Raw genomic sequence first — 14484 nt, forward strand, 5'->3', positions numbered from 1 at the left:
CGCGCGCGACGAAGGTCGGGGCTTGCTTGGCGTCACCGGCGGGCGCACAAGTGACCCTTGCCCCTCGGGCCGCTTCATTTCCCCATGTCGAAAACTCCCAGCCTGATCGACGTCGCCCGCCGGGCGAAGGTGAACATCTCCACGGTTTCGCGCGTGCTGAACGGCACGGGCAAGATCGGTGAGGAGACGCGTGCCCGCGTGCTCAAGGTCATGCGTGAGACCGGCTACAAGCCGAACCGCGTCGCCCGCCGCCTGCGCACGACGGACGGCACCAGCCACCTGCTCGGCCTGATCATTCCGAACATCCAGAACATTTTCTTCGCCGACCTCGCGCGCGGCGTGGAGGACGTGGCCTACAGCAACAATTTCGCCGTCCTGCTCTGCAACTACGATGAGGACGAGGCGCGCGAGCGTTTCTATCTCGACGTGATGCAGTCGGAGTCGGTCGACGGCATCATCCTGCCGCCGATCCACGAGCACGACCCCGCGGTGCTCCAAGTGGTGAAATCGGGCGTGCCGGTGGTGTGCGTCGACCGCAGCCTCGCGACCGGAAACCTGGACAAGGTCGAGGTCGACAACCATCGCGGGGCGTTCGAGGCGGTGAATCACATCATCGCGCAGGGACACAAACGCATCGGGCTGATCGGCGGCCCGGCCGATTCCTCCACCGGTCGCGAACGCCTGCGCGGCTACAAGGACGCTCACGCCGAGGCCGGACTGCCCGTCAAGGCCGAGCTGATGCGCTTCGGCGACTACAAGCAGGGCTCCGGTCAGGTGCTCGCGAACGAGCTGCTTTCCCTGTCCGATCCACCGACGGCGCTCTTCGTCTGCAACGGACTGATGACCGCCGGCGCGCTCGAGGCCATCGCCTCCCGCGGGCTGAAAATTCCGAAGCAGGTGGCGATCGTCGGCTTTGACGAGATGCCGCTCGCGAGCGTGTTCAACCCGCCGCTCACGGTCGTGCGTCAGCCGGCCTACGAGGTGGGCAAGTGCGCGGCGGAGCTCCTGCTGAAGCGCATCGAGGACCCGAACCGCCCGGCGACCAGCCTGCGCCTGGTGCCGGACCTGATGGTGCGAAAATCCTGCTGAGCGCGATTCCGCGCGCGAGGTTTCGCTTGACGCCAAAGTAAGGCAAACGTTTGCTTTCGACTCGCCCCCTCAACCTCAATTTAGTGTTTCATGGCCTCCGTTCCCCAGGTCGTCGTCGTCGGCAGCATCATGCAGGATCTCACTCTCGCTTGCGCCGAATTTCCGCAACCCGGTGAGACGATCGTCGGCCAATTGCGCACGGGCCAGGGCGGCAAGGGTTCCAATCAGGCCATCGCGTGCGGCAAGACCGGCGTGCGCACGACCTTCGTCGGCGCGATGGGAGATGACGCCTACGCCCGGCAGGTCGCGGCGTTTTATCGGCGCGAAAAGATCGGCTGCCAACTCGCGCTCAAGCGCGATCGCGCCACCGGCACGGCGGTGATTCTCATCAATGGACGCGGGCAAAACGAAATCGTCATCGAGCCCGGTGCGAACGCGGCGTTGCGCGCGAGTGACCTTCCGGCCGCGTTGATCGCGGGGGCGAAAGTCCTGATTACGCAGCTCGAAGCCAATCTGGCGACCACGGCGCACGCGCTGCGCCTGGCGCGGAAGGCGGGCGTCCTCACGGTGCTGAACCCGGCACCGATGCGCGCGGATTTCGATGCGCGGTTGCTGCGCCATGTCGATGTGCTGATTCCGAACGAGAGCGAGTTTGCCGCACTGGTGCGTGTGTTGCCGCAGGTGCAGGAAACCGGTTTCGACGAGCGGCAACTGCACGCTTTGCCGGATGCGGATCTGCACGCGTTGTGCCGGCGCATCGGAGTCGGCACGGTGATCGTCACGCTCGGCGAACGCGGCTGTTTCGTCTCGGAGCGCGACGCGTTCACGCGCGTGCCGGCGCATCGCGGAGTAAAGGTGGTCGACACCACCGGCGCGGGCGACGCGTTCTGTGGCGGCTTTGCGGCGGGACTGGTGCGCAGCGGCGGACGGATCGTCGATGCAGTTCGTCTGGGCACAGCCGTCGCCGCACTGTCGGTGACCAAGGCGGGCGCGGCTCCCTCCATGCCCGCTCGGGCGGAGCTGAGAAAATTCCTCGGTCGCGAACAGGCCGCTGCTTGGCGGCTTTGAATCACTCGGGCGCGAGGGAGAACCACGTCAGGCGCCACGTGCGATCGTTTCGTCCGCCCGCTTCGAAATAGGGCTGCAGCGTGAGCGGCTCGCGGTAGCCGAGAGCGAGACGCAACGCGGGCGCGCTCGACCCTGCGGGAGGGGGCAGCGTTTCGATGCGCAGCGGATCCGGCAGGCGCAGGGTTTCCTCCGTCTTGAAGCCGTCGATCAACGCGGAGGCGTAGACGAGCGGCCCGCGCGTGATGGCGGCGTAGTCGAAGTGCAGCACTTCCTGGGCAACCGGCGAGCCGTCGGGCGCGCGCGATTCCTGAATATTGAGATTGGTCCGTCGATGCAGGTGCGGCCGCATTTCCATCTCGATCGTGACGACGTCGCCCGGCGCCCAGTCGCGATCGAGCACGAGGTAATTGGCCGCGTGCGGCTCGGCTTGGTGCATGGTGCCTCCGGCCGCGGCGCGGAAATTTTCCGCCCAGCTCGGTGTGCGCAGACGAAGCGCGAATTTTGCCGGTCGCTCGGGTGAGACGTGAAGACGAACGGAGCAGGTAAACGGATACTGTGTCTCCTGCCGCACCTGAACGCTGCCGGCGGTCGGGTGGGGGAGGGTCGCGGCTGACGCGCCGTAGAGATTCACCGCGATGCTGCCGTCGCCTGAGACCGAATACGCCGCAAGCGGCAGCTCCTCGAGGGCCATCGGGCCGCTCGATTTGCAGCAGCGCCAGTAGGTGGTGAAGACCCGGCGGCCGTTCGGAAAAGAATAGTAGCACCAATTGTCGCCCTTCGGGGCTTGGGCGCCGAGCAGGTCGTTGTAGGCGGATTTTTCGATCTCCTCCGCGAACGCGGCTTCGCCGGTTTGGAGGAGCAGTTCGCGATTCAATTGGATCCACGCCAGCGTCGAGCACGTCTCGACAAATCCCTGCGGACTGAACACGGGGCGCGGATTGAAAACTTCGCGCGAGCGATGCGCCACGCCGCCCCACGGGCCGCCGCCGAGGGTGAGATGGTGGTCGCGGATGTTCTGCCAGGCTGCGCGGACGGCGCGCGAGAGACGCTCGTCGTTGGTGGCCCGACTGAGTTTGGCGAGCCCGACGAGGTTCCAGCAGAGTTGATAGGCCTTGCCGGTGGCGAGGTTCGCGGCGTCGGTGCCCGCCATGATTTGCTCGATTAGATTGAGCGCCGGCGTGGCCTCAATCTCCGCGAGAATCAGACGTGCGAGAGCGAGATAACGTGGCTCCTGCGTGGCGAGGTAGAGCTCCATCGCGGGGTCGATCAGGACGGTGGCGGAGAGACCGTGGTGATTGCCCAGCGAGGTGACGGGAATTTTCTCGTCGTGAAAAGTGCGCCAACACAAGTCGCCGATGCGTCGGGCCGCCTGCAGGTAGCGCGGCTCGCCGAGGGACCTCGCGGCCTCGATCAGCCCAAGAATCAAATAGCTGTGCACCCAAATGTCCCACGTGCGTTGGGCGGGCGCTCCATCCCAAGTGAGAGGCGCCGGACCCTGGCGGCACATGAACCGGCGGTTGGCCGCGTAGGTGCCCAAGTAGCCATCGGCGTCCTGCCGCTGCACGAGAAAATCCGCCACGCGGCGCACGCTCGCGGCGAGAGGAGAGTCGGGTTCGTGCGCTGCGGCGCGCGCTGCGGCGATCAGCCATTTGCCCGCGTGCTCCCCATACCAATCGCCCTCCTGGTTGCCGCACACGTGCTCGGCGCGAAAGAGCGCGATGGCGGGGCTGGCCTCGTTCTCGATGAAAGTCGCGAGATGGTTTTTTCGACTCAGCTGGAGCGCGGCGCCGAGAATCCCGTCGAGAGTAACGCGAGCGGAGGTCGAGGCGGAGGGCCGATCCGGGGGATTCACTGGGCTCATGACAAAAAAGTTGACACCGGGCGTAAAACAAAAATGGTCGGGCACGCAAACGTTTGCCTTGCGCGCTACGTTCGCTGAGTCACCCCCATCCGCAAGCTCAATCATGCCCCAGCTCGCTCCGGCTTCTCGGTTCGCTCGCGTTGCGCCTGTCCATGGCCGGAGTCCGTCCACGCCCTGATTTTCTTCCCTCTCCATTCGGAGAATGAAATTTTCATCCAAAGAGCAAACGTTTGCCTAACCCCAACCCCATGAACCCAAATCAGACCAACAAAAAGACTCGCGCGGCGGCTGCCTGGTCGCTGCTTCTCGTGCTCGGCGGGTTGCCCGCATTCGCGCAGCAGGTTTCTCCGCCGCCGAAGGAGGGCACCGAACCGGAAAAGAAGGAAGAGGTGGTGAACCTCGGGACGTTCACGGTTACGACCGGCTATCGCTCGCCCAAGGCGCTCGACCAGATTCCGGGCGCGATCAAATTGATTTCTTCGGACGAGGTTTCGAACACCCAGTTGCTGACCGAAGATGCCACGGCGGTGTTGGCCCGCACGATTCCGGGTTACACTCCGGGAACGCAGCAGATGCAGAACACCGGTGAGACGCTGCGCGGTCGCGTCGCGCTTCGCCTGTTCGACGGCATTTCCCAGACGACGCCCCTGCGCGAGGGCGGCCGCAACGCGACGTTCACCGACATGGGTGTCGTTGACCGCATCGAGGTGATCAACGGCCCTTCGGCCACGGAAGGCATCGGCGCGGTGGGCGGCATCATCAACTACATCTCCAAGAGCCCGACCAAGGAGGGCAGTGAAGCGACCCTGCGGAGCAAGTTCTACGGCCAGGGCTACGACGACAGCTACGGCTGGAGCGTGGGCCTCAACTACATGAACAAGCGCGGTCCGAGCGACATCTTCGTGGGCGTCGAAACCGGCGAGCGCGGCATGGGCTTCGATGCCAACGGCCGCCGCCTCGGCATGGGCGCGAGCGGTTCGCTCAATGACACGCGCTCGAACAACGTCTTTCTCAAGGCGGGGCGCAGCTTCGGCGAAAACAACGCCCAGCGAGTCACTCTCACGGTCAGCCGCTTCCACATCGAGGGCCAGGGCCACTACGTGCCGCTGCTGGGCGATCGCGCGCGGGGCATCACGGACTCGTCCATTCGCGGCGTGCCGCCGGGCGCGCGCGCCTCGTTCAATGATTTCGATCAATATGCGCTGGCCTACAAGAACGACGCGTTGTTCGGCGGCTCGCTCAACGTCCAAGCCTACAAGGCCAGCCAGGCCATGCGGTTCGTGCCGGAGGTGGTCTCGGCCGACAAGGCCGATCCCGTCCTGGCGCCCCTGGGCGTCGGCATCGATCAATCGGAAATCAACTCCCAGAAGAAGGGCATGCGCAGCTCCTGGTCCGGCCGCGATCTCTTTGGCATCACCGGCTTGGAGCTGACTCCGGGTTTCGACTTCCTCGATGAGGTCGCCCAGCAGCGCCTGGCGCTCACGGGACGCACCTGGGTTCCGCCGATGAACTACATCAGCAAGGCTCCGTTCGCCCAAGCCTCCTACACGCAAGGCCCGATCACGGTCAGCGCCGGCGTGCGCCACGAAGGCGGCGAGTTGAAGGTCGACGACTACACCACGGTCTTTTTCGCCAACAACACTCCCGTCAAAGGCGGCACGCTGAAATACAGCGAGACGCTCCCGAACGTCGGCCTGATTGCCCGCCTGCCGCAGAACTGGTCGATCTTCGGTTCCTATAGCAAGGGCTTCACGCTCCCCAACGTCGGCATTCCGCTGCGCAACGTGAACACGCCGGGCCAATCCGTCGACGGCATCGTCGATCTGCAGGCCGTCGTCGCCGACAACAAGGAAGGCGGCATCAGCTGGCGCGGCAAAAACTTCAGCTTCAGCGGCTCCTACTACCGCTCCTACTCCGAACTGGGCGCCAGCCTCTCGGTCGACCCGGTCACGAAGGACTTCATCCTCCAGCGCCGTCCCGTGCTGTTGAAGGGCTACGAACTCACCGGCGAATACCGGCCGAACAAGCAGCTCAAGTTCACCGCGCTCTATTCGCACATCAAGGGCCTGACCCGCACCACCGAGACCGGCCCACTCACCCGCGTGCAAGGCATCTCCAACGTGAGCCCCGACAAGCTCAACTTGTCCACGACTTGGAAATTCCTGCCCAAGGCCAGCGCGACGCTCGACGTCGAGCACGTGTTCGCCCGCGACATCAACGTCGGCGCCGCCGGCGAAGAGCACACGACATCGCTCACGCTCGCGCATCTGACCGCCACCTACTCGACGCCGTGGGGCGACTTCTCGATCGGCATCGAGAACCTCATGAACAAATACTATATCCTGCCCTGGGCCCAGATCGACCAGTTCCAGAATTACTTCGCGGGCCGCGGCCGGGTCATCTCGCTCTCGCACACGATCAAATTCTGAGTTTGCCGCCGCCGACGGCGTTCAGCACCAACCCACATGCGTTTCCTGCCGGGCCGGCTTCTCGGACTCCTGCTTCTGTTTCCGGGAAGCCTGGCGATTGCGGAGAACCTGATCTCCGTCCGCACGGAAACGCTGGCCGCGCCCGACGGCGCGGGCGGACAAGGTGCGCTGATCGCGGCGGAGGCGCCGACGCTCGTCCGTGACGCGCAAGCGTGGCGGCTCGAAGGCAGTCCCGCGCACTGGACGAAAATTCCGACGCCGGCTCCCGGCGTCATCGGCGCCATCGCGCGCGGCGCGGATTCGTTCCTGATTTTGGGGGATCGGAGGCAGCCCGGGGGCGTTGAAGTCCGCACGTGGCTCAACTCCTCGGCGCTGCCTCCGTTGCCCGAGTGCTTGACGCGCGTCGTCGGCGCCCTCGCCGGAGAAACCCTGCACATCGCCGGCGCGAATACCGCGGGCGAGAACCGGTTATTCCTCGTCACTCTCGACGTGCCGAACGCCTCGTGGCAACGCGCGGCGCCGTGGCCGGTCTTCGGTGAACCGTGCGGCGCCACCGCGCAGGATGGCGCGCTGTTCCTCGCCGTGCGCGAGACGGCGGCGGATTCGCTCTGGCGCTGGACGGCGAAGGACGGCTGGGCGCGCCAAGGCGAATTTCCCGGCCGGCTCGTCGACGGCACGCTGCGCGCGATCGGTCAGGCGCACCTGCTGTTTGCGGTGCATCGCGCGGGCGCGGCCGACCATCTGGCGACGTTCCATCTCGTGACGCGCTCGTTCGCGCTCCAAGGCGCGGACCTGCCGAGCCGTGTCGAGCGCGGCGTGGCGTGGCGCAATGGCTTGTTGCTCGAGTCCCGTGACGCGGCGGGCGCGGCGGTGTTTGTGGCCTGCGAATTGGAGGGCAACAAGCAGCTGCTCCGGCCGCTCGATTGGGTGGCGCTCTTCGCCTACCTCGGCGGCATCGCGGCGATCGGCTACTGGTGCTACGTGCGCGAGAAGAAGCAGTCGACGGCGTCGTTCTTCGTCGGCGGGCGCTCGATCCCATTTTGGGCGGCGGGCATCAGCCTCTATGCGTCGAATTCGAGTTCGATCGGCTACATCGCGACGACGGCGAAGGCCTACGCGACCAACTGGCAGTATTTGCTCGGCAACATCACCAACGTGTTCGCGCTGGTGTTTGTCGCGCTCTTCATCGTGCCATTGCTGCGGCGGCTCGAGCTGATGTCGGTGTTCACCTACCTCGACCAGCGTTTCCACCGCTCCGTGCGCATGGCCGCCAGCGGCATGTGCATCCTGATGCACCTCGGCGGCCGAATGAGCGTGATCCTTTTCCTGCCCTCGCTGGCGATCTCGACCGTCACCGGGCTCGATGTGATCTGGAGCATCCTGATGATGGGCGTCGTCACGATCGCCTACACCGCCCTCGGCGGCATGAAGGCCGTGATTTGGACCGACGTCGCGCAGGTGATCGTGAAATTCGGCGGCCTGTTCTTCGCACTCGGTTTCATCATCTGGTCGCTCAAGGGCGGTTCGCGCGAGTTCGTCGCCGTCGCGGCGGCTGACGACAAGATGCGCCTCATCGACTGGAGCTTCGATCTCACCAAGGCGACGATCTGGTGTTTCGTGTTTCTCCAGTTGATGGAAACGGTCCTGACCTTCCCGAAGGACCAGGTGCTGATGCAGCGCGTGTTCGCCACGAAATCCGTCAAGGAGGCGGGACGCTCCGTCTGGATCTTCGCCGCGCTCGTGCTGCCCGGCAGCCTCATCCTCTACCTGATCGGCACGGGACTGTATGTTTACTATCACAGTTTTCCCGAGCGCATGAATCCGATGCTGCCGAACGACGCGACGCTGCCGCTCTTCATCGCCGCTGAGTTGCCGGCGGGAGTCACCGGACTCGTGCTCGCCGGCTTGTTCTCCGCCGCGATGGGCACGCTCTCGAGCATCCTCAACAGCGTGTCGACGCTCGTGTCGGTGGATTTCTACGAGCGCCTCGCCGCGAAACCCAACCCGAAGACCAGCATTCGCATCGCGGAGTGGGTGACGGTGCTCGCGGGCCTGATCGGCATCGGCCTCGCGATCCTGCTTTCGCGCTTCAACATCAACTCGTTCCTCGACGTCGCGCTCGAACTGGCGGGCCTGTTCGGCGGCGCGTTCGGCGGCGCCTACACGCTCGGCATGTTCACCCGGCGCGCGAACTGGCAGGGCGTGCTGATCGGCATGGGCTTCAGCTTCGTCGCGACCTTCGCGGTGTGGCTCGGGAAGCTCGTCCACCCGTTCCTCTACCTCGCGATCTCGATCCTCTTCTCTATCGTGGTCGGTTACGTCGCGAGCCTGTTCTTCCCGCCGCCACCGCCCGAGTCCCTCCGGGGCCTCACGATTCTGCGCGAATCCGACCATGCGCACGCGGCGGGCTGATTTTTTTCGGCGCTTCGCGGCGCTGGGCGCGGGCGTCCTCGCGGCGCTCGTCTTGCGGGCGGACGGGACTCCGGCTGCCGGAAAACTCATCGCAGGCAGTTGCGCGTCGACCGCGCTCGGCCACGTGGTGGACTACGTCGCCTATCTGCCGACGGGCTACGACGGCGCGTCGCCCCGCGCTTATCCGACGCTCTACCTGTTGCACGGTCGTGGCGACACGATGCAGGCGTGGCGACAAGTGACGCCGTTGCTCGATGCCATGATTGCGGAGGGTAAAATTCCGCCGTTGATCGCGATCATGCCCGATGCGCCGTCGAGCCGACGCGCGGGCTACTATGTCGACTCCCAATTCACCGGTGCGGACGACTTGCCCCCCGGCGAAGCCGTGGAGACGGCCCTCACGCGCGATCTGGTGACGCATATCGATCAGACGTTCCGCACCAAAGCTGATCGCTCAGAACGCGTGGTCGCGGGGTATTCGATGGGCGGGTATGGTGCCGCGCGCTTCGCCTTCGCGCATCCGGAAACGTTCGCGACGGCCATCGTGCTGAGCCCTGCGCTCTATGAGCCGTTGCCGCCGACGGACTCGAGCGTGCGGGCCTTTGGTGCGTTTGGCCGCGGTCCGCTTCGCTTCGACGAGACGATCTACCGCCGGCTCGCTGAGCCTTGGTGTGCCCGCAACGCGTCCCACCCTGCGCTGCGCATCTTCATTGCGGTCGGCGACGACGAGCCCGTGCGCGACGCGGCGGGGGAGAGTCTCACGACCGACGCCGTGCGCTTGCACCAACGCTGCCGCCAGCAACCGAACGTGACGACGCAGCTGCGAATCGTCGACGGCGGCCACGAGTGGACGGTGTGGCGCGCCGGACTCGCCGCAGGGCTCCTGTGGAGTCTAGGTCACTGACGGGTGAGCGAATCCAGGGACGTCGCCCACGCGTCTCAACCAGGCCGGCTGGCGACGCCGCAGTGGCCGCGGTAGGTTTCGCGCAGGACGGTTTTTTGGACCTTGCCGGTGCCTGAGACGGGCAGCGCGGACACGAAGACGACGTCCTCCGGGAGCCACCACTTCGGCACGCGCGACTCGAGGTGGCGGATGATTTCCGGCGCCGTGGCGGCTTGGCCGGACTTAAGCACCGCGATGACGAGCGGACGCTCGCCCCATTTCTCGTGCGCGACGCCGATGACGGCGGCTTGGGCAATTGCGGCGTGCGTGGTGACGGCGTTTTCCAGTTCGATGGAGCTGATCCACTCGCCGCCGGATTTCACGAGATCCTTCGTGCGGTCCACGATCTGGAGGAACCCGTCGGCGTCGATGGTCGCGACGTCGCCAGTCGGAAACCAGCCGCCGTCGCGCAGCGGGTCGCCGCCTTCGCCGCGAAAGTAGCTACGGCAAACCCAATGCCCGCGCGCGAGCAACTCGCCGCGACTGCGCCCGTCGTGCGGCACGGTGCGGCCGTCGTCATCCACGACGCGCAGCTCGATGCCGGCCAGCGGGCGGCCTTGGGCGCGTTGCGGTTCGTCGCCGCGTGTGTCGAGGGGCGCGCGCCGCGTCGGCGTGTTCACGACTCCGACGGGGCTGAGTTCGGTCATGCCCCAGCCGTGGCGGACTTCGATGCCGTGGTCGTCGCGCAGGGCGCGCGCGAGGGTCGGCGGCAGTGCGGCGCCGCCGATGACGGTGCGGTGCGGGCGGGGCAGGCGCTGGCCGGTCTTCTCCAAGTGTTGCAACACGCCGAGCCACACGGTCGGCACGCCGCAGGAGAACGTGACGTGCTCCTGCGTGTAGAGCTCGGTGAGGCTCGCGCCGTCGAGGCCGGCGCCGGGGAAGACGAGCTTCGCGCCGGTGAGCGGCGCGGCGTAGGGGATGCCCCAGGCGTTGACGTGAAACATCGGCACGACAGGCAGCACGGTGTCGCGTGCGGAGAGGCCGAACGAGTCGGGCAGGCTCACGGCGTAGGCGTGCAGCAGCGTGGAGCGATGCGTGTAGAGCACGCCTTTGGGATGACCGGTGGTGCCGGAGGTGTAGCAGAGCGCGGCGGCCGCGAGTTCGTCGAGGTCGGGCCACTCGAAGTCGTCGCTCTCGCCGGCGACGACATCCTCGTAGCAGAGCAATGGCACGGCGCTGGCCGGCAGGTGCGCGCGGTCGGTGAGGGCGATCCAATGCCGCACGTGCGCACAGCGTGGCGCGATGGCCTCGATCTGTTTCAGGAACGCGAGGTCGAAGAACACGACGCGGTCGTCCGCGTGGCCGACGATGTAGGCGAGTTGTTCGGTCGAAAGGCGCGGATTGATCGTGTGCACGACGGCGCCGGAGCCGGAGGCGGCGTAGTAAATCTCGAAATGTCGGTGCGTGTTCCACGCGAGCGTGCCGACGCGGTCGGTGCGTTGGACGCCGAGCGCGGCGAGCGCGCGGGCGAGTTGGCGCGCGCGGCGGTGGGCGGTGCGGTAGTCGTAGCGATAGAGGCCGCCTTCGGGGAGGCGGGAAACGATTTCAGTGGTGCCGTGGCAGCGGTCGGCGTGTTGCAGCAACGACGAAATCAGCAACGGCTGACGCATCATCAGGCCATGCATGGCGGGACGTGGGGGTTGGGGTAGTGACGTGGAAACGGTCAACGCGCGAGGAGCGTGCGCAGGCCGAGGGGAATGGGTTCGGGCAAGTGGCCGACTTCGCGCGCGAAGCGCTGGCAAATCGCGGGCGTGAGCGAGCGCAGCGACATGATCAGCGCGGCGCGCCATTCGACGCGGTCGCCACAGACGGCGAGGCCGCGCGCGAGCGCTTCGACCGGCAGCATTTCGTGGACGTTGCTCGGGCCGAAGGCGCGCGTTTGTGCGGCAAGGTTGTCGAGCGCGAGTTCGAGTGCGCGGCGCGCGGCCGGTTCCTCGGGCGCATGGGCTGCGGCGAGCGCCTCGACGTAGTCGGCGAGCGCGGTGGCGAGGATCGAGTGGTATTGCGTGCGCGCGTTGTGCGGATCGAGCCAGCGCCCGGTCTCGGTCTGGCCGGGCAACACGCCGAGCTCGAACTTGCGGCGTGCGGCGTCGAGGTAGCGTGACTCGCGAGTGACGAGGTAGAGACGGGCGAGCAAGCGCGCGGAAAAGGCGTTGTAGTTCCAGTTGGTCACGAGCGGGCGCTGCATCGCCCACTCTCCGGCACGGCGTGCGCTGTCGAGCAGCGTGGCGTCGTGCGTCAGCGCGTAGCCGGAGAGCAACGCGAGGCCGCACACGCCGTTGTCGAACTGGAGGTCGCCGTGGTCGAGGTCCTCGATCATCCACACGCCTTCGGTCATGGTGCGGCCGAGGCGCTGGCCCTCGGCGACGCGCTCGGCGGCCATCTGGCCGAGACGATCGGTGCGCGCGGCGTCGTAGGGATAACCGAAGGCGCCGCTCTTGGTCTGGACGGATTGGAGGTAGCGCAGACCGTCGAGTGCACGGGCGCGGAGTTTTTCGGCGGCCGCGGCGTCCTCGAGTAGACGCGCAGTGTCGAAGTAGGCTTCGATCATGCGCACGCTGTCGCGCAGACGTTCCGGCGCGTGGCCGGCTTGCAATGCGGCGCGCGCAGCATCCCACGGCTCGCGGCCGACGCGCGCGGCGCAGTCGGCGAGCCAGAGTTTTTCCACATCGTCGAGACTCAGCGCGTCGGCGGACGGCGGCAGATAGTCGGTCTTCGCCTCGGGCACGCTCACGTCGCGGCCGAGGGCGGAGCGCAGCGCACGCACGGCGGCGTCCACGGCGGCGCGGTCGCCGGAGCGCAACGCGGTGCGGAGTTGGTCGTTTGCGTCGCGGGCTTCGCGTGAACGCGTCGCGGTCGGCGCGTGCCACTTGGCCGGGTTCAGCGAGGAGATATTCGGACCGGCGGCGTGCGCTGAGCCGAGGAAAGCGGCGGCGAGGAGCGGCAGGAGGCGTGGAGAGAGGCGGCGCATCAGGAACGCGGGCGGGATTGGAGCGCGAGGGCGGCGAAGCCGAGCACGGCGAGACCGCCGCCGGTCCAGGCGACGGCGGGCCACGCGGTGCGCGTGGCCGGTTGCACGAGCGTGAGGAGCGTCATGGCGGCGGTGACGAGCACGCAGGCGCCCACGACGTTGAGCGGTGCGGGGAAGCCGCGGTCGTCACCCGCGAGTTCGGCGGCGGGTGCGCGGAGCGAGTCGATGAAGCGGCGGGATTTTTCCGCCTCGTCCGGAGTCGAGCGCCACCACGCGCGGCTGACGAGGAAGACGGCGGCGCTGACGAGTGCGGTGCCCGCGTTTTGCAGCAGCGTGACGACGGTCGGCGAGCAGCCCCATTGGCGCGGGAAGTAGTAGGCGAGCCACGCGGTGAGCGCGCCGGCGATCATCGCGGCGAAGGCGCTGCGGGAATTCGCCTTCCAAGTGAAGAGGCCGAGGAGCATCGGCACGGCCATCGGGATGACGAAATACGAGGCGATTTGCTGCGCGGCGTTGAGGATGAGGCCGGCGGAATGCAGGACGAGGATGCCGATGAGGATCGTCGCCGCGCCGGAGATGAGGACAGTGGCGCGACCGACGAAGACGAGGCGGCGCTCGTCGGCGTGTGGGTTGATCCGGGCGCGGTAGATGTCGAAAGCGAAGACGCCGGAGAGCGAGTTCAGCTCGGCGCTGATGGTGGACAACGTGGCGGAGAACATCGCGGCCACCATGACGGCGACGAGGCCGCCCGGTAGGATTTCGCGGCAGATCCAGCCGAAGGAGGACTCGGGATGGATGGAGGGATTGAGCGCGCGCGCGACGAGCACCGGGAGCATGGCGAGCGCGATGTGCGGGAAGTAGAGCACGCCCGCGAGCACGCCGGCCTTCGCGGCGTCCTTTTCGCTGCGCGTGCCGAGGTAGCGCGTGATGAGGCCCCATTGCGCGGCGTTGTAGTCGCAGAAAAAGATCACCGCCCACGCGAGAAACCAGAGCCACTCGCTGCTCGCGAGCGAGGGCAGGCGGAAGAAGTCCGCCGGCAGCAGGTGCAGCGCGCCGTCGATGCCGCCGATGCGACCCCACGAGAGCGCGAACAGCGCGATCAGCGCGGCGAACAAAATCACGAACTGGAGAATGTCCGCCACCACCGCGCCGTAGAGACCGCCGAGCAGCGTGTAGAGGATGACGACCGCCACGCCGCCGATGACGACGGCGTCGGGGATCGACAGGCCGCCGGCGAACGGTGCGGTGCGTTCGTAGCCGAGGATCGCGGTCATCAGCACCGCGAACGCCGCCATGCGCACGCCGTTGCCGAGCGGGCGCGAAATCAACCCGAGCCACGCGAACACCTCGCGGAAGCGCGGCGAGTAGCGCACGGCGAAGTATTCGATCGGTGTCGTGAGGCCGGTGCGGCGCCAGCGCCGGCCGAAGGTGAGCGCGCCGACGATCAGCATCGTGGGCGGCAGGCAGGTCCAGAGCAGGCCGAAGGCGCCTTTGCCGTATACGACGCCGGCGATGACGACGAACGAGTAGGCGGAGAAACTCGCCATGTATTGCGAGAGACCGACGGCCCACCACGGGATGATGTTGCCTCCCTTATAGTAGTCCGAGGTGGACTTGGCGCTGCGCGCGAAGGCCGCGCCGATGGCGACGAGCAGGATGAAGTAGGCTCCGACAACGGCGACGACGAGCTGGTTCGTGGAAAGGTCCATGC

At 66.7% G+C, this 14484-nt stretch carries 9 protein-coding genes; 5 read left to right on the top strand and 4 right to left on the bottom strand.

Annotated features, from left to right (window positions below):
- Positions 1-84 precede the first annotated feature (84 nt).
- The gene (locus HZA32_10590; GenBank protein MBI5424519.1) at positions 85-1089 is read left to right on the top strand and encodes a LacI family DNA-binding transcriptional regulator; all 1005 of its coding nucleotides are present in this window, start codon (positions 85-87) and stop codon (positions 1087-1089) included.
- 90 nt (positions 1090-1179) lie between these two features.
- Entirely contained in the window at positions 1180-2157 is a 978-nt protein-coding gene (locus HZA32_10595; protein ID MBI5424520.1) for a ribokinase, read from the top strand.
- A gap of 1 nt (position 2158) precedes the next feature.
- Here the strand turns inward: HZA32_10595 and HZA32_10600 are convergent, their stop codons facing one another.
- A complete protein-coding gene (locus HZA32_10600) occupies positions 2159-4018 on the bottom strand; it encodes a glycoside hydrolase family 127 protein (GenBank protein MBI5424521.1) in 1860 nt (619 codons plus the stop codon).
- 248 nt (positions 4019-4266) lie between these two features.
- Between HZA32_10600 and HZA32_10605 the strand changes: the two genes are divergently transcribed.
- Genes HZA32_10605 through HZA32_10615 form a run of 3 tightly spaced genes read left to right on the top strand, consistent with a single transcriptional unit; the run spans position 4267 to position 9763 of the window.
- On the top strand, positions 4267-6447 hold the full coding sequence (locus HZA32_10605; GenBank protein MBI5424522.1) for a TonB-dependent receptor: 2181 nt from the start codon (positions 4267-4269) through the stop codon (positions 6445-6447).
- A 36-nt stretch (positions 6448-6483) separates the two neighbouring features.
- A complete protein-coding gene (locus HZA32_10610) occupies positions 6484-8859 on the top strand; it encodes a sodium:solute symporter (GenBank protein ID MBI5424523.1) in 2376 nt (791 codons plus the stop codon).
- Positions 8840-9763, top strand: coding sequence for an esterase family protein (locus HZA32_10615; GenBank protein ID MBI5424524.1), 924 nt, complete (start codon positions 8840-8842; stop codon positions 9761-9763). The genes HZA32_10610 and HZA32_10615 overlap by 20 nt, the downstream gene beginning before the upstream one ends.
- 35 nt (positions 9764-9798) lie before the next feature.
- Here HZA32_10615 and HZA32_10620 read toward each other — a convergent pair whose 3' ends face one another.
- From HZA32_10620 to HZA32_10630, 3 genes are read right to left on the bottom strand one after another with little or no spacing between them, the layout of a single operon-like run.
- The gene (locus HZA32_10620) at positions 9799-11427 is read right to left on the bottom strand and encodes a long-chain-fatty-acid--CoA ligase (protein MBI5424525.1); all 1629 of its coding nucleotides are present in this window, start codon (positions 11425-11427) and stop codon (positions 9799-9801) included.
- A 38-nt stretch (positions 11428-11465) separates the two neighbouring features.
- On the bottom strand, positions 11466-12773 hold the full coding sequence (locus HZA32_10625; GenBank protein ID MBI5424526.1) for a hypothetical protein: 1308 nt from the start codon (positions 12771-12773) through the stop codon (positions 11466-11468).
- Positions 12773-14482, bottom strand: a complete 1710-nt coding sequence (locus tag HZA32_10630) for a hypothetical protein (GenBank protein MBI5424527.1) — start codon at positions 14480-14482, stop codon at positions 12773-12775. Before HZA32_10630 ends, HZA32_10625 begins: the two co-directional genes overlap by 1 nt.
- Between the last annotated feature and the right edge of the window lie 2 nt (positions 14483-14484).

The organism is Opitutia bacterium, assembly GCA_016217545.1.
Classification (GTDB): Bacteria; Verrucomicrobiota; Verrucomicrobiia; order Opitutales; family Opitutaceae; genus Didemnitutus.

Excerpts from the sequence above, each read along its gene's own strand:
- HZA32_10590 (MBI5424519.1), top strand. The coding sequence starts at position 85 with ATGTCGAAAACTCCCAGCCTGATCGACGTCGCCCGCCGGGCGAAGGTG.
- HZA32_10595 (MBI5424520.1), top strand. The coding sequence starts at position 1,180 with ATGGCCTCCGTTCCCCAGGTCGTCGTCGTCGGCAGCATCATGCAGGAT.
- HZA32_10600 (MBI5424521.1), bottom strand. The coding sequence starts at position 4,018 with ATGAGCCCAGTGAATCCCCCGGATCGGCCCTCCGCCTCGACCTCCGCT.
- HZA32_10605 (MBI5424522.1), top strand. The coding sequence starts at position 4,267 with ATGAACCCAAATCAGACCAACAAAAAGACTCGCGCGGCGGCTGCCTGG.
- HZA32_10610 (MBI5424523.1), top strand. The coding sequence starts at position 6,484 with ATGCGTTTCCTGCCGGGCCGGCTTCTCGGACTCCTGCTTCTGTTTCCG.
- HZA32_10615 (MBI5424524.1), top strand. The coding sequence starts at position 8,840 with ATGCGCACGCGGCGGGCTGATTTTTTTCGGCGCTTCGCGGCGCTGGGC.
- HZA32_10620 (MBI5424525.1), bottom strand. The coding sequence starts at position 11,427 with ATGCATGGCCTGATGATGCGTCAGCCGTTGCTGATTTCGTCGTTGCTG.
- HZA32_10625 (MBI5424526.1), bottom strand. The coding sequence starts at position 12,773 with ATGCGCCGCCTCTCTCCACGCCTCCTGCCGCTCCTCGCCGCCGCTTTC.
- HZA32_10630 (MBI5424527.1), bottom strand. The coding sequence starts at position 14,482 with ATGGACCTTTCCACGAACCAGCTCGTCGTCGCCGTTGTCGGAGCCTAC.